At 57.7% G+C, this 16,919-nt stretch carries 28 protein-coding genes; 17 read left to right on the top strand and 11 right to left on the bottom strand.

The annotated features are described in order from the left end of the window. Positions 1-53: 53 nt before the first annotated feature. Complete coding sequence (locus AB7M33_RS26715) at positions 54-815, bottom strand: hypothetical protein (RefSeq protein ID WP_454244065.1); 762 nt, start codon at positions 813-815, stop codon at positions 54-56. Positions 816-948: 133 nt separating this feature from the next. On the opposite strand from AB7M33_RS26715, the gene AB7M33_RS26710 reads away from it, so the two are divergent. Then, complete coding sequence (locus tag AB7M33_RS26710; protein WP_454244064.1) at positions 949-1,749, top strand: HNH endonuclease; 801 nt, start codon at positions 949-951, stop codon at positions 1,747-1,749. On the opposite strand, the gene AB7M33_RS26705 is transcribed toward AB7M33_RS26710, so the two are convergent. After that, the gene (locus AB7M33_RS26705; protein WP_454244063.1) at positions 1,721-2,674 is read right to left on the bottom strand and encodes a DNA cytosine methyltransferase; all 954 of its coding nucleotides are present in this window, start codon (positions 2,672-2,674) and stop codon (positions 1,721-1,723) included. The genes AB7M33_RS26710 and AB7M33_RS26705 overlap by 29 nt on opposite strands. A gap of 31 nt (positions 2,675-2,705) precedes the next feature. Here AB7M33_RS26705 and AB7M33_RS26700 point away from each other — a divergent pair, with 31 nt between their 5' ends. Further along, entirely contained in the window at positions 2,706-3,785 is a 1,080-nt protein-coding gene (locus AB7M33_RS26700) for a hypothetical protein (protein ID WP_454244062.1), read from the top strand. Positions 3,786-3,857: 72 nt separating this feature from the next. Here the strand turns inward: AB7M33_RS26700 and AB7M33_RS26695 are convergent, their stop codons facing one another. Then, on the bottom strand, positions 3,858-4,550 hold the full coding sequence (locus AB7M33_RS26695; RefSeq protein WP_454244061.1) for a hypothetical protein: 693 nt from the start codon (positions 4,548-4,550) through the stop codon (positions 3,858-3,860). Between the two features lie 117 nt (positions 4,551-4,667). Between AB7M33_RS26695 and AB7M33_RS26690 the strand changes: the two genes are divergently transcribed. Continuing rightward, positions 4,668-4,886: a hypothetical protein gene (locus AB7M33_RS26690; protein ID WP_454244060.1), complete on the top strand. Its 219-nt coding sequence runs from the start codon at positions 4,668-4,670 to the stop codon at positions 4,884-4,886. Between the two features lie 58 nt (positions 4,887-4,944). Here AB7M33_RS26690 and AB7M33_RS26685 read toward each other — a convergent pair whose 3' ends face one another. The 8 genes from AB7M33_RS26685 to AB7M33_RS26650 form a co-directional block, all read right to left on the bottom strand. Then, a complete protein-coding gene (locus AB7M33_RS26685; RefSeq protein ID WP_454244059.1) occupies positions 4,945-5,760 on the bottom strand; it encodes a DUF2303 family protein in 816 nt (271 codons plus the stop codon). 26 nt (positions 5,761-5,786) lie between these two features. Beyond that, entirely contained in the window at positions 5,787-6,134 is a 348-nt protein-coding gene (locus AB7M33_RS26680) for a hypothetical protein (RefSeq protein WP_014756073.1), read from the bottom strand. Positions 6,135-6,222: 88 nt separating this feature from the next. Further along, positions 6,223-6,681: a hypothetical protein gene (locus AB7M33_RS26675; protein WP_454244058.1), complete on the bottom strand. Its 459-nt coding sequence runs from the start codon at positions 6,679-6,681 to the stop codon at positions 6,223-6,225. Further along, positions 6,678-6,947, bottom strand: a complete 270-nt coding sequence (locus tag AB7M33_RS26670) for a hypothetical protein (protein ID WP_280046379.1) — start codon at positions 6,945-6,947, stop codon at positions 6,678-6,680. The genes AB7M33_RS26675 and AB7M33_RS26670 overlap by 4 nt, the downstream gene beginning before the upstream one ends. An 18-nt stretch (positions 6,948-6,965) precedes the next feature. Further along, entirely contained in the window at positions 6,966-7,349 is a 384-nt protein-coding gene (locus AB7M33_RS26665; protein ID WP_454244057.1) for a response regulator transcription factor, read from the bottom strand. Between the two features lie 306 nt (positions 7,350-7,655). Continuing rightward, positions 7,656-7,880: a hypothetical protein gene (locus AB7M33_RS26660; protein ID WP_454244056.1), complete on the bottom strand. Its 225-nt coding sequence runs from the start codon at positions 7,878-7,880 to the stop codon at positions 7,656-7,658. Positions 7,881-8,495: 615 nt separating this feature from the next. Continuing rightward, positions 8,496-8,744, bottom strand: a complete 249-nt coding sequence (locus AB7M33_RS26655; protein WP_454244055.1) for a DUF1654 domain-containing protein — start codon at positions 8,742-8,744, stop codon at positions 8,496-8,498. 148 nt (positions 8,745-8,892) lie between these two features. Then, positions 8,893-9,582 carry a LexA family protein gene (locus AB7M33_RS26650; RefSeq protein WP_454244054.1) on the bottom strand — a complete coding sequence of 230 codons (690 nt, stop codon included), beginning with the start codon at positions 9,580-9,582 and terminating at the stop codon, positions 8,893-8,895. A 72-nt stretch (positions 9,583-9,654) separates the two neighbouring features. Between AB7M33_RS26650 and AB7M33_RS26645 the strand changes: the two genes are divergently transcribed. The 14 genes from AB7M33_RS26645 (at position 9,655) to AB7M33_RS26580 (ending at position 16,919) form a co-directional block, all read left to right on the top strand. Next, positions 9,655-9,885 carry a YdaS family helix-turn-helix protein gene (locus AB7M33_RS26645; protein WP_454244053.1) on the top strand — a complete coding sequence of 77 codons (231 nt, stop codon included), beginning with the start codon at positions 9,655-9,657 and terminating at the stop codon, positions 9,883-9,885. A 240-nt stretch (positions 9,886-10,125) separates the two neighbouring features. After that, the gene (locus AB7M33_RS26640) at positions 10,126-10,854 is read left to right on the top strand and encodes a DnaT-like ssDNA-binding domain-containing protein (RefSeq protein WP_454244052.1); all 729 of its coding nucleotides are present in this window, start codon (positions 10,126-10,128) and stop codon (positions 10,852-10,854) included. Beyond that, positions 10,851-11,537: a replication protein P gene (locus AB7M33_RS26635; RefSeq protein ID WP_454244051.1), complete on the top strand. Its 687-nt coding sequence runs from the start codon at positions 10,851-10,853 to the stop codon at positions 11,535-11,537. The genes AB7M33_RS26640 and AB7M33_RS26635 overlap by 4 nt, the downstream gene beginning before the upstream one ends. 24 nt (positions 11,538-11,561) lie before the next feature. Then, the gene (locus AB7M33_RS26630; RefSeq protein ID WP_320327680.1) at positions 11,562-11,858 is read left to right on the top strand and encodes a DUF1364 domain-containing protein; all 297 of its coding nucleotides are present in this window, start codon (positions 11,562-11,564) and stop codon (positions 11,856-11,858) included. Further along, on the top strand, positions 11,855-12,283 hold the full coding sequence (locus tag AB7M33_RS26625; RefSeq protein WP_132841309.1) for a VRR-NUC domain-containing protein: 429 nt from the start codon (positions 11,855-11,857) through the stop codon (positions 12,281-12,283). Before AB7M33_RS26630 ends, AB7M33_RS26625 begins: the two co-directional genes overlap by 4 nt. Further along, the gene (locus AB7M33_RS26620; protein ID WP_454244050.1) at positions 12,280-13,569 is read left to right on the top strand and encodes a tyrosine-type recombinase/integrase; all 1,290 of its coding nucleotides are present in this window, start codon (positions 12,280-12,282) and stop codon (positions 13,567-13,569) included. The genes AB7M33_RS26625 and AB7M33_RS26620 overlap by 4 nt, the downstream gene beginning before the upstream one ends. Next, positions 13,566-13,853, top strand: a complete 288-nt coding sequence (locus tag AB7M33_RS26615; RefSeq protein ID WP_454244049.1) for a hypothetical protein — start codon at positions 13,566-13,568, stop codon at positions 13,851-13,853. Before AB7M33_RS26620 ends, AB7M33_RS26615 begins: the two co-directional genes overlap by 4 nt. Next, the gene (locus tag AB7M33_RS26610) at positions 13,853-14,167 is read left to right on the top strand and encodes a hypothetical protein (protein ID WP_454244048.1); all 315 of its coding nucleotides are present in this window, start codon (positions 13,853-13,855) and stop codon (positions 14,165-14,167) included. Before AB7M33_RS26615 ends, AB7M33_RS26610 begins: the two co-directional genes overlap by 1 nt. Positions 14,168-14,178: 11 nt before the next feature. Beyond that, complete coding sequence (locus AB7M33_RS26605) at positions 14,179-14,568, top strand: antiterminator Q family protein (protein WP_454244047.1); 390 nt, start codon at positions 14,179-14,181, stop codon at positions 14,566-14,568. A gap of 152 nt (positions 14,569-14,720) precedes the next feature. Continuing rightward, positions 14,721-15,248 (top strand): hypothetical protein, encoded by a 528-nt coding sequence (locus tag AB7M33_RS26600; RefSeq protein ID WP_454244046.1) that lies wholly within the window; start codon positions 14,721-14,723, stop codon positions 15,246-15,248. Between the two features lie 177 nt (positions 15,249-15,425). Then, entirely contained in the window at positions 15,426-15,749 is a 324-nt protein-coding gene (locus AB7M33_RS26595; protein ID WP_392463171.1) for a phage holin, lambda family, read from the top strand. A gap of 4 nt (positions 15,750-15,753) precedes the next feature. Beyond that, on the top strand, positions 15,754-15,948 hold the full coding sequence (locus AB7M33_RS26590) for a hypothetical protein (RefSeq protein WP_454244045.1): 195 nt from the start codon (positions 15,754-15,756) through the stop codon (positions 15,946-15,948). Then, on the top strand, positions 15,948-16,286 hold the full coding sequence (locus tag AB7M33_RS26585) for an HNH endonuclease (RefSeq protein ID WP_454244044.1): 339 nt from the start codon (positions 15,948-15,950) through the stop codon (positions 16,284-16,286). Before AB7M33_RS26590 ends, AB7M33_RS26585 begins: the two co-directional genes overlap by 1 nt. 156 nt (positions 16,287-16,442) lie before the next feature. After that, the gene (locus tag AB7M33_RS26580) at positions 16,443-16,919 is read left to right on the top strand and encodes a terminase small subunit (RefSeq protein ID WP_454244043.1); all 477 of its coding nucleotides are present in this window, start codon (positions 16,443-16,445) and stop codon (positions 16,917-16,919) included.

The following is a 16,919-nucleotide window of genomic DNA, read 5'->3' as shown; positions in this document are numbered from 1 at the left end:
AGGGGAGAGGGGTTAGAGCTGGGTGGAGTACAAATGTGCTCCAGTCAGGATTGCTAGATTTTTAGCTCCGTCGCGCCGCCGCACGCATCGCAGGGTCGATCAGTCGGATGTTCAATCTTGCAGGGCTGGCACGACCAGGTAGGAGCGCTCAGCTCTGCGCTGGCGGATAGGGCGGCGTCTATGCTCGATCCCCATTCGCGTAGCAACTGTTCAGTAGGCATGACGCACCCGTTGCAATGGTCGGCTATTTCACGCAGCAACGCAGTCTGCTCAGCCAGCTGGGCGCGAAACCGCCCGCGTTCATCAATTAAACGAGCTGCATGAAGGCGATGGCTCTCCCGCGCCCTCTCAACCTCGCCATGGTCGGCGCGGGTGTAGAGCGGCCCGAGCTTGCCGATTTCATCGAGGCATGTGCGCCATCCATCTGCGTAGCCCTGATCCCAGTCGTGGCCCATGCTCAGCTTGGCCTTGCAGACCGGCAGCACCACGGGCTCGCCTGGGTGCTGTTCGACTTCGCCAGTGAGTGGTCCGAACGGAATCATTGGTAACCCGGTCGCCGCCGCATCCCTCTCTGCCTCTTCTTTGGTCCACCAGATGGCAGTACCAACCATCCAGGCTATAGGCTCGGGGTGGGGCTGCGGTTCTGGATGCGTTTTGCGGTAGCCAGCCAGGAACAGCAGGTAGTCGCTGTGGGTGCGCGGGTCTTCGAAGCCGGTGCTTTCCTTGCGCAGCTCAGCCTCGCCCAGGCCGAGCGGGTTGAGCCTGATGAACACATCGCGTGGGTCGGTGTTGCTGAATCGCTTTTCTGCGGGCATGGGGAGACCTGTGGGTGCTGGCTTTGGGCCATGATTTTAGGTAGCGTTGTGGGACAAGCGCAGGGTGACAGTGCGCATTTTTAAAGACTAATTTTTCGGCTAGGCAATATCGCCATAGGAGGGCAATAGCAAAGTGAATTTTACCGATTTGTTAAATATGCCAGATGGAACTGAGATCTCGAAAAGGTCGCTCTTTGATTTGATTCAGTTCTCCAAAGTGCCCGGATCCGCCCACTGGTCCGGAGAGTCTTCGATAATTAATAATACCCCTCAGCAAGGTATTAATTGGGTAGGTGAGATTCCTGCGCTTGGTGGCGTGTTGGTCAAGGTTCGTTCTGGTAGTTATAAGCATGACGGATGGATCGGTGCAGGAAGGGAGCTATATCGCTACTCGTTGAAAGCGCGCAAGGGTGTTATATCTCTAGCAGAAAAAGCCAATCGTGCTTTGCTCAATCAGCCAGATTTTGGCTATCCGGTACTTTTGTATAGTGAGCAGAAAACTAATTGGATATTTGAAGGGGTTTTCGGAGTGAATGAATGTGCGGACGAGTATGTGGTGCTTGGACGTCGCGCCCCTGCGTCAGATTTTATCGATAAACCTACCCAAAGCTTTTTGGAGGGTGGCAAAAAATTTGTTAACCACTTGGTGTCTGAACGCAATGCTCAAGTGGTGAAACTGCTGAAGGCAAATGGCTCGTGCTTGTGCGAAATATGCCAAGAAGATTTTCAGGAAAAATACGGCATCCCGTACATCGAGGCTCACCATAAGATTCCAGTATCAAATCTAGCGTCAGAAGTAGCAGTGACGCTGGAAGACCTTGCCCTGTTATGTTCGAATTGCCATTCAGCAGTGCATTCCTATATGCGTGAAGGTCTGCAAAATTATGATGAGATAAAGGCTGTAATCATGGGGATACTGACGTCAAAGACTTGATCAGTCTATCGCCTATCCATCGCACAATTGCAACTGGTTTACTGTTGCCCAAAGCTTTGTATCTGTGGGCGGCTGGGCAGTCTAGCGCGCTATAGCCGTTCCAAGGTATTGCGGTGTAATTGTCCGGAAATCCTTGGCATCGCTCCCATTCGACTGGTGTGGTTCTGCGCACGCCTCCGGACTCCAGTACATATGCCTCTCGGTCATCGAGAGCGCCTCCCCCTTGAGCCGTGAGAGTAGGATGAAGTGCGAACTTCTCCGGCCGTCCCGGCGGGCTATCCCGGCGAGGGCCTTCTCGCTCAAAAAGTACTTCGAGGGGATCGAACCCTGTTCGAGCACTTGCGACAACGAACACACGGCGGCGTCGTTGGGCCAGGCCGAAATATTGGGCATCCAGAACCCGCCATGCGACTGTTCGCGTGGGTCCATACACACAACCAGCGTCCTTCCATTTGCCCCCTGGCGGTTGGAGTTCTTCGGATTCGCCCACCAGGGCGCCGAGGAAGCAGCCAAACGCGTTGCCTTTGTCGGAGAGGACGCCGGGGACGTTTTCCCAGAGGCAGACGGCCTCGGGCTCGCCGCGCTTTGTTCGAACATGGTCAATTGCATCGAGCAGCTCCACGTATTTGATGGTGAGCGCGCCGCGGGGATCGGCCAGGCCTTCGCGCATGCCGGCCACGCTGAAGGCTTGGCAAGGTGTGCCGCCGACCAGCACCTCGGGCGCCGGGATCTTGCCGGACAGCACCATGGCTGCCAGGCGGGTCATGTCGCCGTGGTTCGGCGTATTCGGGTACCGATAGGCCAATACCGCGCAGGGGAATGGCTCGATCTCGGCGTACCAGTCGGCAGTCCAGCCCAGCGGATGCCAGGCCTCGGTCGCAGCTTCAATGCCGCTGCAGACGCTGCCATAGCGCATCGCTATCATGTATTCTCCGGTCGATAGATTAGGAGGATGTATGGACATTCGGGAATCATCGGAATTAGAAGCGCTCAAGCTAGAGCGTAAAAGAAGAGAAACTGATCAATACTTCGCAAAAAGGCGGCGGAGGAATCAAGTTGTCTTTTTAACTAGCTTGTTTGTTGCGGGCATGTTTTATGTTTCTGCTGCAGCGCGCTATGATCGGTTTTTGGGAATAATCCAGTTTCCAGATGAATACTCGTTGTTGGCTTCATATTCTTTGTTGCTTTTTGCACTTGGGTTTACTCTTTATTTTTATGTTCAAGGCGATTCGTTTTGGCGGTTTCCAAAAAAACAAGCCCCTAGAGCTTTAGCTCCCGATGTGAAGAGTAGCTTTGAGGGGAGAATCAATGAGCTTGAGTTTCATGTGAATTCATTGGCGACTGCTTTCGCAGGGCAACATGCTTCAAGTCGAGACGATTTTGTAGGCGAAATGGCCGATCTCATAAAGAGTAAGGCGCATGCTGATCTTTTGGGGCAGCTGGAGGATCAGGTTAGTAGAGCGGCCGGAATTGAAAGAGCACTGACTCCTATCCGTGAAGCATATGATTTGGCTAGGGCTCGACTTGTGTCGGAGGTCGAAGCTCTAGGTCGTCGAGGGACGGTGAATTTGGTATTTGGTGTTGTTACAACTGCCGGCGCATTGGGGATTTTGATGTCATTAGCCCTTAATACAATAGGCCCAGATGCATATAGGGTTTTAGTACCAGACAAGAATTTCGATATCGTTGTGCTGGCAATAATGTTTTTGCCAAAATTGTCGCTAGCGATTTTTGTTCAAGTTTTTTCACTATTTTTTTTGAGGCTGTATAAGGCAGGTTTTTCAGAGATTAAGTTCTTCCAGAATGAGCTTACTAATCTAGAGGCTAAGTATCTGGGTTTGGTTTCAGCAGTTGTTTCAGATGACGAGGAATCTGTTCGCGAAGCTAGTAAAGCGCTGCTAGCCGTAGAGAGAAATCACGTACTATCTAAAGGGCAGACTACGATAGAACTAGAGAAGCATAAAATTGAAAACCAAAGCTCATCGGAGGTTATAAAATTACTGCCGAAAATATTACATCGACGTAACGGAAATTAGTGTAGGAGTCTGTATACGTCGCGTACCGGGATAGCCGTTCAATGAGAGGCGCTGGCGGGCAGAACCGGAGAGTCAGTCGTCGTGGCCGTAGTGGAAGTCGTAAGCGTCGACTTCCTGGTACTGGACCTTCACGCCGCTGGTGTAGAGGTTCAGCAGTAGAGCGTCGAGGCCAAACTTGGCGCCGAGGAAGAGAGTTTTCGACGGGTCGTAATCGTTGATCTTGAGGCTGTAGCACTGGCCTTCTTTGTTGAAGTCCATCTGGATGGCGCACGCGTATTTCGACGTGCGCTCCTCGGCATCCACATACAGGTGCCAGTAACCGGCGCAAATGCCCTCTGTGGTTTCGACGATGATGGTGGGGCGATCCTCGCCGCGGCTTTCGTCGCGCCCACCAAGGCCTTTCGTGATCTGGTTGAGCAGCTCCGTCAAGGTGATGCTTTGCGGGAGAGGCTTGATCATCTCGGCCAAGCGTTCTTGGATGGCCTGTTTCACCGCCTGGTTCTGCATGTCGCCCAGCATGCCCGAAACTGTCTTCACTACCAGGTCGCCGAAGCGGCCAACGTCCTCGATATCGGTCGGCATTACGCCTGCCAGCTTCTCCTCGAGCAGCTCCTTGAACTTCGAGCGGTAGTTGAACTGAGATTCGACGGCGCGCTTCACCGTGTCTTCAACGTTGCTCTGGATGATCGGCTGCAGCTTTTCAGGGCTCAGCGCAGCGGCTACCGACTCGGCTACGATCCCTTCGATGTTGATGTCGAGTTGCATGGTGTTTCTCCTGGGCATGCGCCGCCCTCCGTGGCCGGATGCGGCATGGTGGCAATTTGGTGTTGGATGAGGTATCAGGTCGTACCGGCGATGGGCCGGTAACAGGAGAGATAAGAGATGCTCGGGGATATCGGGACGATTGAGTCTTCGTCAAGAAGCTCACACAAAGGGGTTGGATTCACAATCAGGTTTTTCAAATACCCGAATGGTTATGTGACTGAAATTGAAGTCGACGGCCTGCGCTCCAGAAAAGACCACGACAATTGCTGGAAGACCAAAGATGAGGCCCACCGCGCAAGTACTGAGCTTGCTCACAAGCTGATCGAAAACAAGTAGCAGTCGTATAGCCACTCTCCGCGCCCCAAAGTACTCCCTAGGGGCGCGGATTCGATGGTTATTTCGCGTCGAAGGTGCCCAGGGACAGTTTCGCGGCGGTACAGACCTTGTCGTCGAGAACGGCCTTGAACTCTTGGGCGATGGCTTCGCGCTGGGCTTCTTCACCAATCCAGCGCAGTTTCAGCACTGGTTGCGATCCGCCGGTGATGACGGAAACGCGCAGGCGAATCACTTGCTCACCCAGGCCTTCGAACGGAATAACTTTGAAGTCCAGCCAGGCCGGCAGGGTTTCTTTGCTGCTCGCCTCGATCTGGTCCATGGTGCTGCGGCTGGCGCGGGTCTCATCGACGGCGTGATCGCTCTCGGACGATGCCTTCACGGTGATGGTGCGAACTGCGGCGATCGCTTTGGCGATGCTCATGGTCTGGCCATTTTCATCGGTGGCCGCCAGGTGCTGGTTCCAGTCTTCGATCCAGTCGCTCATGGCTTTTTGCACCAGGCTCTGGCCGCATACTGCCTGGACGGCGGCGAACGCAGCGGAAGCCTTGAGGCGCAGCACGGCGCGGTCATCGGCATGGCCTGGCTCTTCGGCGGTGCCGATGTTGAACAGCACGATGCAGCTCATGTTGTCCTGATCGATGAAGCCGCGCGCCGCTGGCGCCGAGCGCTCGACAACGTATGCGCTGTAGTCAGCCAGCGAGTGGGTGGCGTAGGTACCACGGAAGCGGTTGCGGCCGGCCTGGAAGCGCTCCAGGTCAACCACATTGAAGTTCTGCGGGAGGACGGCCACTTGGCCGAGGGCAGGCAGCTTGATGCCAGCTGCAGCGACGGCGTTTTCTTGGATCAGTTCGAGAGCTTCTTTGCTGAGGGACATGCGCTTTTCCTTGTAGGTGCTGTGAGTTACGAGCGTGGGTGTACAGGTGCTTCGTCACGGGTGAAGAGCTGGTCGTGTTTTTCGGGGAACAGAGAGATGTTGCCGCCGGTACCGACGTACATCGGCGTGTCGAGGCTGGTGTTCTCGCTGCGCGTGCCGCGCTTGGTAGGCACCTTGTAGTCGAGCTTGTGCTTGATCTTCACCTGGTGGGAGTCGCCGATCTGGCTGAAATCCAAGGTGATGGTGATCTTTCCGGCTTTGCCGTGATCGACAACGCCCGCGGCTACCTCGGAGAGGGCGTGGCCAATCTGGCTGGCGAAGGCGCCACCATTGAGCTCCTGCAGGAACTCGGTGGTGTCAGTGGGCTTGGACATTGCTGTGTCTCCTGATGAACGATGCCGCTGGGCGGCAGATTGATGTGTTGCTGGCGCCGGCCGTGTCGGGCGCGTGCGGTGGTTCGGTTCATGCTGCTTTCTGCTGATTCCAAGCCCCGACAGCGGCAAAGATCTTTGCGGCCTCTGCTTCGTCGAGCGTTGTGTCGGTTGGAATGGCGATCCAGCCGGCCGCGACCAGGTGCTTAGGGTTGGCCGTGGCCCGCAGGTCGGTGTAGGTGGCCTCGATTACGTCGGTCAGGTGCTCGGCCCGGTAGTTGCCCTGCGGCGCGACCTCGATTGACTTGTGATACCGCTCGCCAAACTCCGTTCGGCACAGCACGCTCAAGTAGATGGTCCAGCGGTGCGGGATGTCGCACACGGCATCAACCACCTGGCGCACGCAGATCTGCTTGAGGTTCTTCCAGTTGACCAGCACCTGCTGGCCGCTGGGGTCGATGTTCACCACGGCGGCGTGGTTGGCCGAGACCAATGCCCTGCAAGTTCGCTCCAGCCGGGCGCGCATGTTGTGTGGCTTGCGCTTGCTCATTGCATGCCGCCTTGCTTGCTCGCCGCGCCTGCCTCCATTGCATCCACAAACCGCAGAGCCGCCCGGTAGCTGTAGGCGAAGCCGTGTTTGGCTCCGGTGGCGATCTCCACCACATCCCAGGTCGTGCCGTTACCAGATGCCTGGTAGCGCGGTGCGCCCTGGCTGACCTTGGCATGGGCCTCGGCCCTCACTGACTTGCTGCGCTCGAGCAGGGCCGCGAGCACGGCAAGCTTCTGCTCGAAAGCAGGGTGCATTGCTGTCTGCATGGGTGATCCTCGGTGGGGTCAGGCGTGGTATTCGAAGGCTTCGGCCTTTCGAACGATTCGGACTTGGGCGGTGCGGCGCTCCGGCGCGCGGCGGTCACGGCGCATGGGGTCGCTGTCGTCGATCACCGCGTGCATGGTGATGAGGGCTGCCAGGGCGATGCAGATCGGGCTGATGATCTGCTGCCGCATAGCCTTGGTGACCGCCTCTATGCGGCGGCCAGCCTCAAGCTTGAAGAGCGCGGCCTCGATGCGGTTGGCCACGGTGCCCGGGCTGACTGCCATTTCCCGGGCGATTTCTTTAGTGGTGAGGCCTTGGGCCACCCACAGCAATGCTTCGAGCTCACGGGGAGCCAGCGCCTTGCCGAGCTGGCCAATCCATGAGCCGCAAGTGATCGTTTCCATGAAGTGTCCTCGGTGGGCTGCATTGGTCGTGACGCTCGCTGCCGCGTACCTCCCGGACCAGGGGAGGGCGAACGTCACGACCAATTCAGCCGACTTAATGTGCATGGAGGTGAGTGTTACGAACTGTAAAGCGCACGATGGTGCGCCTTAATGGCTTCATGGGTGTGTGATCTGGCCGGTACTGCACTCTTCCGGCTTGCCCGTAGTTCAGGGAACGGGTACGCCCGGCGCGCATCAGCCTGCGCATTCAGATCACACACCGATGCAGCCTGGTGATGGGGAACCAGGTGGATCGGGCAGTTTTTGTCAGGCTGACGTGGAGCAGTCTTCGAAGACGGCGCGCTCAAGCTCCATGCATTTCTCGTAATGAGCCATCGCGATCGGCATGTGATAGCTATCCAGAGGCCATTTACTGACCTTGCATCCTTGACCTGCCGGGCAGTGGAAGACGAACAGCTCTCCTTCGTTCTTATCCATCTCCAGGCTCACTTGGGCGCCGCTATCGAAGCGGTCTTGGATAATCGTGGTCATCGCTAATTGCTCCAGTGGATTCCCCCTGATGCGCCCCACTTGAGGCGCACCGGGGAATCGTCTGGCGTCACCGCCTCAGATGGCAGCTATGCGCTCATTGCGTTGGCCTTGGGCTTCCCTCGCATCGCCTTCAATCTGAATACGGCGGTGGTCGCTGGGGATCATGTTGCTCCGCGCTTGAGTGCAGCCCGTTGGCCGGCTGAGTAGGGGCACGTATGCGCGGATTGCCGACCCGTTTTGTCGGCTGGTCTTAATGCTTCATTGGCACGTTCCTCCTATGGTTTTTGATCCGCTCCATGCTCGTCGCCGGGTTTCCCCACCACTGCCTGCTGCAGCTACTGGCTACGCATCAGGTGGCTCGCATGGTTTGGCGTCCTCCCATGGGGGAGTCCGGCAGCTATCCAGAGGCTGCGTGGTCGACGACTTAGCTTGTCCCGACCCAGGTAATGGCCTGGGTGCGTCGAGGTGGTCACGTCTGGTTGTGTAAAGAGCGGAGGCTGCCTTGGCTGCCTATAACCTGTGTTATGGGCTGAATAATAACTCAGGTTTTCACCATGTCAATAACTCAAGTTATAAATCCGACCAAAAAAAAGCCCGCGATACGCGGGCAGATACTCATGCTTCAGTGAATTCGCGCCAACCAATACGGATCAAGCCTGACTCCAGGGTCTCGACCTTGATGCCTGTCGTCTCTTCCAGGTCAGCGATCAATCGCCGCCAGTCTGATGTGGACTCGTCCTGGTTGGGCCGCACCTCGACAAATTGCCTTTTCTGCACGTGCGGCGAGGCGATTGCTTGTTGAATGCGGTGGCCGAGCCGCTCATAGGAGAGGGAGGGGGAATGCGAGAAGGCAAGTTGAAGCATGGTCTGAGAACTCCTTTTGCTGTACGTATATACAGTTATCCGTTGCGCTCGGAGTTTTCAATACCTTGTGCAGGAATTTTTACCGGCGGTGAATTCACGCAGGCGAAAAAAAGCCCGACACGCGCCGGGCTTCTACGAGGAGAGGCGATTAGAGCTTGATTGTGGCTCGCACCACCACCCCTACGATACGACAACCTTCCATGCACATTTCCATTGGGTAAGCAGGGTTGAGTGGCTTCAGAAACCGTCTGCCTCCATCCTCAACTAGTTTCTTGAAGGTCGCCTCATTACTGTCTGCCAGCTTGGCAATTACCAGCTTGCCGGGTGTGGCCTCGGCTTCCGTATCAACCAGGATGAGCATGCCTTCTGGGATGCTTATTCCAACCGGTGAGGTCATCGAGTCCCCTTTTACCTCCAGCCAGAATGCGGCCCCCTTGGAGTCGTAATCAGACATCTCGTAGCGATCGGAATATCCGGGCGGAAACGGCTCGACTGCCTCTGCCCAGGCCCCGGCCGCCACCCAGCTGATCACTGGATATCGAAAAGATTCAGGCTGCTCCCCGAGCACTCGAACGTTGCTGGCTTCGTGAGTAGTCCCTTTCCCAGTCGCCAGCCATTCAGCTGTAACCCCAAGCGCCCGGGCAATCTCGAGCAATTTTTTAGAAGTCGAGTTACGGCCACTTTCGAGGTGCTGAATCGTGACCTGGCTTACCCCCGACTTCTCGGCCAGCTGGGCTTGGCTGAGGCCAAGGGCTGTCCGGCGTTCAAGGATTCGGTCTTTGAGCATTTCGGCAGGTTTGTTCATGTCCGCAAGGGTAAAACACACGTTATTACTCATCAAATAACATGTGTTTGCCTTATCTATAACTTGAGTTATCATCGAGTGCACGATCCATTGAGGCACGCAGACATGCCGAACACAGAAAGACCAATTGACGAGGTCGTTCGATTGGCCGGCGGCCAAGCAGAGCTGGCCCGAAGATGTAACACGAGCCAACCGCGTATTTGGCAGTGCGTACACCGGAACCAGAAGGTCCCGGCAGATCTGGTGATCCCGTTTGAGAAGGCAGTTGGCGGTCAGGTGACTCGCCATCAGCTGAGGCCAGATCTTTATCCCTCGGAGGATACGGCCGCCTTGTGATGAGCATTGTGCATCTGAAGGCCTTTCGCCAGTAGATGACCGAAACACCTGCTGATCCATCCAGTACCTGAATCGCAGGCATAAAAAAACCGGGTGGCAGCCCGGCTTCTTCAACAGCAGTTAATCGAGGTCGATTATGCACCGCATGGCCGATGCAGGCAATACCACGCATTCCACGTCAGTTTTTGGCATCTCGCCAAATCTGACGCGTCAGGCTGTCAGTCATGGAGGGCGTTCGTAATGGCACGTATCCGCACCATCAAGCCTGAGTTCTGGACCAGTGAGCAGGTCATGGAGTGCTCGGGGATGGCTCGACTCCTGTTCATCGGGATCTGGAACTTCTGCGACGACGCAGGCAACCATCCGATGTCCCCCAAGACCATCAAAGCTCTCGTTTTCCCTGGCGACGACATCACCGCGTTAGCGGTGGAAGGGCTGCTCGCTGAGCTGGTATCGAACCGACTGATCACCATCTACGAGGCAGCATCGAAGCAGTACCTCCACGTCAACGGATGGCACCACCAAAAGATCGACAGGCCTACGGTAAAGCACCCTGAATTCGTTGAGCCATCTCCGAGCACTCGCCGAGGAGTCGGGGAAGGCTCGCCTAGCGGTGACCGAGGCCTCACCCCCGGAAGGGAAGGGAAGGGAAGTAATACACACTCTCCGCGTGAGCCGTTCGCGATGTTCCTCGAATGGATTCCTGACCAGGCTCAGCTTGAGGCTTACGCCAAGCGCTCAGGGGTGGCCATCGAGGAGTTCTCGGAAAAGGCCATTTCGGGCTTTGTCGTCCATCACGACGCGAAGGGGCTGGCAAAAACCGAGAGCCAGTGGATCGCCGATCTGGTCGGCTGGAGAAAGCGCGATATTGCGAATGCAGCGAAGGTCGTTCCTCTGAGGGTGGGGCCTGGTGGTCTGCAGCTCGACGACAGTGATACGTCGTGGATCGAGCAAGGAAGCGCCCAGTGAACCCAGTCGCAGTTGTAACTCATGGCCTGTGGGCCAAGGTTCAATCCGGCCAGCACGTCCCTGCTGGATACGAGCTGCCCGATGACGTGAAGGCAGAACTCAGCCGGAAGACAGCGAAGGTGATCAACGATCTGTTCCGCGATCTACGATCGATCTGCACCGCCTGGAAGCAGGCTTGGCCAGACCAGGCCACATACGACGCGTCCAAACAGCAATGGCTGACCGCTTTTCTTGAGGCCGGCATCTGCAATCCCGAGCAGTTGCAGTTTGGGTTGATGCGCTGCCGCCAGTCGGGTGCAGCGTTCATTCCGCCACCCGGTGAGTTCATCCAGTGGTGCCAGCCGTCGCCCGAAATGCTCGGCCTCCCAGCATTGGCGGCCGCTTTCCGCGAGGCAACTCGCAATGCACATCCTGCTATGGCTGGCAGGGGCAAGTGGAGTCACGACGCGGTATGGCACGCGGCCAAAGAATGCGGCTTTGAGAACCTTAACAAGCTGCCGTCCGATGCCAGTTCGAAGCTGTTCGAGCGCAACTACAGCATTGCGGTTCGTCGGCTGATGGCTGGGGAGCCGCTGCAGAAGATGCCACTAGCCCTTCCCGCAGAGGTTGCCGCACGCAGCACCCCGCAAGTCGGAAACTCTGCCCTAGCCGCCATGCGTGCCCGCTTGGCGGGGCGCCGATAAATAAACCTGCAAGGAGGCGATCTTGTGCGCCAAACAAAACTGACCAAGGCCGCCCGTGGCCGGGAGTGCCAAGTGCGCATCCCGGGTGTGTGCAACGGCAACCCGGAAACCACCGTTCTGGCGCACTACCGCATGGCCGGAACCTGCGGCGTGGGTCGCAAGCCGAACGACCTGCAGGGCGCCTGGGCCTGCAGCGCCTGCCATGACGCCTGTGACGGCCGTAGCCGGCAAATCGACCGTAGCACTGCCCGCCAGTACCACGCCGAAGGCGTGATGCGGACGCAGGCTCAACTGATCAGCGAGGGGGTTCTGGTCGCATGAATGCTCCCGCCCTTCGCCCGTACAAGTCCAAGGTTTCCCGCGCCAAGCCCGTGGACAGGGAAGGGCAGGAACAGGCTGCCCTGCTCGAAGAGATCCAGCTGCGCTATCCCGAGGTGTTCGAGCTGATCTACCACGTCCCGAACGGCGGTCACCGGCACAAGGGCGTGGCGCTGAAACTCAAGGCCCAGGGCGTGAAGGCCGGCATCCCCGACCTGGTGCTGACCATGGCCCGTGGCGGGTACTTCGGTCTGTACATCGAATTCAAGGCGACCGTTGACCCGGCGCCTGTCTCCTCCAGCCAGCAAGCGTGCATTCGCCGGCTGAACGACCAAGGCTACCTGGCCGTTGTGTGTCAGGGGCATTTCGACGCCATGGAGTGCCTGAGGGCGTACCTGGCCCTGCCTAAAACGGAGGTTGCAGCATGACCAACACCGCCGCTGTGAAAATCAGCGATGCAGAGATTCGCCGGCAGGCCGCCGGTCAGGTGCGCGACCTGCGTGCCCTGGGCAATCACGGCCTCTATTTTCGGTTCCACCGTTCCCGGGAGCGCGGGTCCTGGTACCTGATCCACAAGGGTAAGTGGAACCTGATCGGCTCGTACCCAGAACTGAGCGCCGCCAAGGTGGCCGCGGCGCTGCCGGATATCCGTCTGCGACTGGAGGCTGGTGAAGGGTCGAGCTTATCGAGCTGGGTGCTGACTGGTGAGCTGCTGTCCTGGTTCGCTGAGCGCATGTCCCGTGACCGCAACCTGTCGGGCAAGCGCAAGAGTACGGCGGCGTCGGCTATCAAGCAGCACCTGGTGCCTCGCTTGGGCGAAATCCCGCTGGCCCAAATCGACAAGGCGCTGCTCGATCGCGAACTGATGTGGCCACTGCAAGAGTCGCTGTCGATCGACTACGTGCGCCTGGTGTTCCAGCTGCTGGCACTGGCCTTCCGGCAGGCCACCAAGCTCGGCCTGCTCAGCTCCAATCCCATGGCCGGCATTCGCTTTGGCGACTTCTCGAAGGCCAAGGTCACGGTCAAGCCGTCGCGGCTGCGCGGTGTGCACCTTGAAGACCTGATGTCGCGCATGAAGAGCACCCTGGCGAACCTCCCGCAGCATGGCGTACTGGCCCTGATGATGCTGTGCCACGGTACCCGGCTGGGTGAAACCCGACTGGCCCGCTGGAACCACATCAGCCTGGCCGAGCGGGAGTGGTTCATTCCTGCCGAGCACACCAAGACCGGCGTGCAGCACCGACTGCCACTGACCGACCAGGTGCGCTTACTGCTGATGGCTTACCGCGAGATCCAGCGCAAGCAGGGCTATGACGGCCAGTTCCTGTTCCCGGGCCGACAGGGCAAGCCTATGAGTGAAGCGAAGGCCTCTGCTGTGTTCATGGTCATGGGGCAAGGCGAATGGACCAGCCACGACCTACGCAAGCTGGCCCGTACCGGCTGGGCTGACCTGGGTGTTGACCACCTGGTGGGCGAGCTGCTGATCAACCATGCCATGGGCCACAACGTGAAGGTGTACATCCAGTCCGACGTGATGGCCCGCAAGCGTGAGGCGCTGGAGAAGTGGCACGCACACCTTGATCAGAAAGGTTTCGAGTCGGTTCACGGCTTGACCGGTGATAGATCAATGGATTCATGGATTCTCTCGCGGGCCGCAGAACGTGCGGGTTTCGACGGATTTCCGGTATCCACCATAAGCGAGGATTCGAAATGAAGAAAGACGACAAGATCCGCGCAGAGTTCGAGCGCCGCTTTCCGGTTCCGGATGGCATCAAATGGGACCAAGCAGTTGGCGATTACGTCGTGACTTGCAAGGGCTGCTGGATGGCTGCCGAGGAAGCGGTCTTCCAGGCCCGCAGGGAAGGCTGGTGGGCATCCCGTGAAGCGCTGAGCGTCACTAATCCGTTCCCCGTCCAGATGGGCGACCCAGACGCGGCTTGGGCGCGAGAGGTGGCTGGGAAATCTTTGCGAGCCCAAGGGCTGAAGGTGGTCGATTAATGAAGAAGCACGGCCCAGCCTTCAAGAAGGCCGTGATCGAGTTGGCTCAGTGCCCTTTGTGCCGCGGGAGAGCGGTCATCAAGGGTGTGTTTCACGAACTGCCATGCGACCACTGCAATGCCTCGGGCTGGGTAGTGGCTGCAACCGGCGAGGCCCTGGCCCTGGATGAGCTGGTGATCCAGCTCAGCCTGAAGCTCCAGGCCGCGACACGGCAGATCGAGCACTTGAAAAAACCTCAGGCATCCGGGCCAGAGGTGACATATCAGGGAAGCAACCGGCTCGGCGCCGGCGGCACCAATTACACCGGGGATTAAGGGGGAAGGACATGAAAAAACGAACCTACGTAGACAAGGCCCTGGGTGACACCGCGTACATGCTCGAGCAATGGGGCTGGTGGCGCATGGACGGCATGGGCTTGCCGCAGTATGTGTGCCCGCTGTATGCGCTTATGAAGGAGCACGTTCCAGCGGAAGGAGGACTCAAGCAATACGTGATCACGGATGACCTCGCCCTAGCGGTAGACGGCGCCGTAGCCAGGCTGAACAAGCGCAACCCGCAGATGGGCGGCTTCGTCTGGCTGTACTTCGGTGCTAAATGGCCGGCGCTGCGGATCGCCCGCGAGCACAAAATGGGTGAAGCCAAAGCGCGCGAGCTGATCAACACTGGAGTAGCCTGGATCGATTGCGCTCTTGAGCGGTTGCGCGAGGCTGCATAAAAAGCTTTCCGCGCGGATAAACACCTGTTTTCATAGCAGCGTGTCCAGCTTGCAAGCAACGCGACACAGTGAACCCCCAGCATAGAGCTGGGGTTTTGCATTTTTGACCTGTTCGAAGCATGCTCATGCGCCAATTCGCAAGGATTTGCACAGTGGCCTCAAAAATCGCTTTGGAAGTTGAGACGCTCCATCAGGTTGTGCTAGAGATGCTTGGAAGTGACAGCCCTCTAGATTTTGATCACGCACTACCTTTGTACTCTGACGCATTAACCGATAAGCAGATTGAAAGCATTCAACGTCTGCTCGAACAGAAGCTGGTTCATCTCCCGGGCAGACATGTACCTGTCGTCACTCCTATACCTGCGGTCGATGAAGGACAGGCTCCTGTGCTTAGGGTCAGGTTCTTAGGGCCTTATTTGAAAGAGCACTATGACGAGGGGTGGCACGTTGATGTCCCGACCGACGCTTGCTGGTACTTCATGACGGCTAACGAGCGATCGGCAGTGGATCTATGCCGCTACTGGAATACTCCTCGCAATCGTGAATATCTGGAGTCGGTACGGCATGAAGTTGGAGTAGAACGCGCCACCCTTCGACTCTGCCTTTTGCGTCTACGCGACAGCGGGATACAGATCAAAAAGTTTGGGTACAAAAGTGACGGTATCTTCGAAGACCTTTAGGCGGCGAAGGACCAAAGCTGCCTAGATGTTTCGATATTAGCTCGACAAGTTAAATCTTCCATAAGCCTCGGCATCCGCCGGGGCTTTTTCGTTTTCGGCTCCACCACACCCATCGCCCCGAGTTGGGAGTGCTGTTGGGGCCGAACCTACTCCGCTCCCCAAAAGGGAGGAACCGAGATGCCGAACATGCCCGAGAAGGATCCTGGCCTGTGGGCCGCTGTGCTTGCCTGGGTGCTGGCTCACCAGCCTCAGCTGTATGCCGCAGGCCTGTCGGTCGCGATTGCTGCCCTCCGGGTGGTTTATGGCGGCGGCACCCGACGACAGATGTTTCTGGAAGGCGCGCTCTGCGGCCTCATTACCTTGGCCTTGGTGCCCCTGCTGGAATGGATGGGATTGCCTCAGGGCATGGCCACCTTTGCTGGTGGAGCAGTCGGTTTCATGGGAGTGGAGAAGCTTCGCGGCTACTCCGACCTATTCCTATCTCGTAAGGCTCAGGGGTAAGCAGATGATCACGTTGACCGACAGTAACGGCCTCAAGCGTTATATAGCTCCCGCAGCCATCGCTCGTGTGGACGAAGCCTGCACGAGCAGTCAGTGGCACGGCATCTGCGCCATTGTTCGCACGTTCGATGGTCAGGTGTTGGAGGTTAAGCAGCGGGCTGACGACATCGCTCGGCTGATCAGTGGGGCGAAAGGCTGATGGCCAGACTCAAGACGCTCGGATCTCGCGTCAAGGAGAGCGCAGGCTCAAGGATTAAGGTGATGACGCCTGGCAGCTGGCGTAGCGGAATGACCAGCTCCCAGCGTGGGTACGACTACAAATGGCAGAAGGCCCGCGAGCAGTACCTCAACGACAATCCGCTCTGCGTCTTCTGTGAGCGGAACGGCCGCACTGCCGCTGCAAAGGTCGTAGACCACATCGTTGCACACCGCGGTGACATGGTTCTCTTCTGGGATCAGACCAACTGGCAGAGCCTCTGCAAGTCTTGCCACGACTCGGTCAAGCAGGCCGAGGAGGCAGCTGGCCTGGGCGGCTGAGTCTCCGCAAAACGTCGAAATCCATCCGAGCGGCATGAGGCACGGCAATGACGTGCTGCGAAAGGGGTAGGGGGGTCAAAAGCTAAGGATTCTCATCTAGCTAGACCGCCTCCGACCCCACGTACACATTTTTTCCCGTTTCAGGAAAAGTTAACCATGGCTTTAACCGACAAGAAGCGGCGGTTTGTTGACGCTTTGTTGTCGGGGGCCACAAATCGCGAGGCGGCGCTCGCCGCCGAATATTCCGAGAAGACTGCGTCCCAAGCGGGCTCCAAGCTTGCGAAGGACCCCGATGTCCTTGCAGAGGTCGGGCGCCGCTTGAAGCAAAAGCAGGCTTCCAGCACCGAGGTTAAACCCTCTCGAAAAGTTAAACCCGAACAGCCGCAGGTTCAGCAGGCCGATGAGCTGTCGCTAACTGAGACCGACGATCCGCGGGCCTTCCTGACTGAGCTGATGAACGCCGAAGGCGCCGACATGCGTATGCGGCTGGAAGCGGCCAAGACGCTGATGCCTTATGTGCACGGCAAGGTCGCCGACCAGGGCAAGAAAGAGCAGAAGGCCGAGGCCGCCAAACAGGTCGGTAAAGGCAAGTACTCCCAGGGCAAGCCACCCCTTTCCGTAGTGAAGAATTGA

Source organism: Pseudomonas sp. Y3 TE3536, from assembly GCF_053629175.1.
Note: the sequence above shows the minus strand (reverse complement) of the source record. Positions and strands in the feature narration are given on the sequence as shown.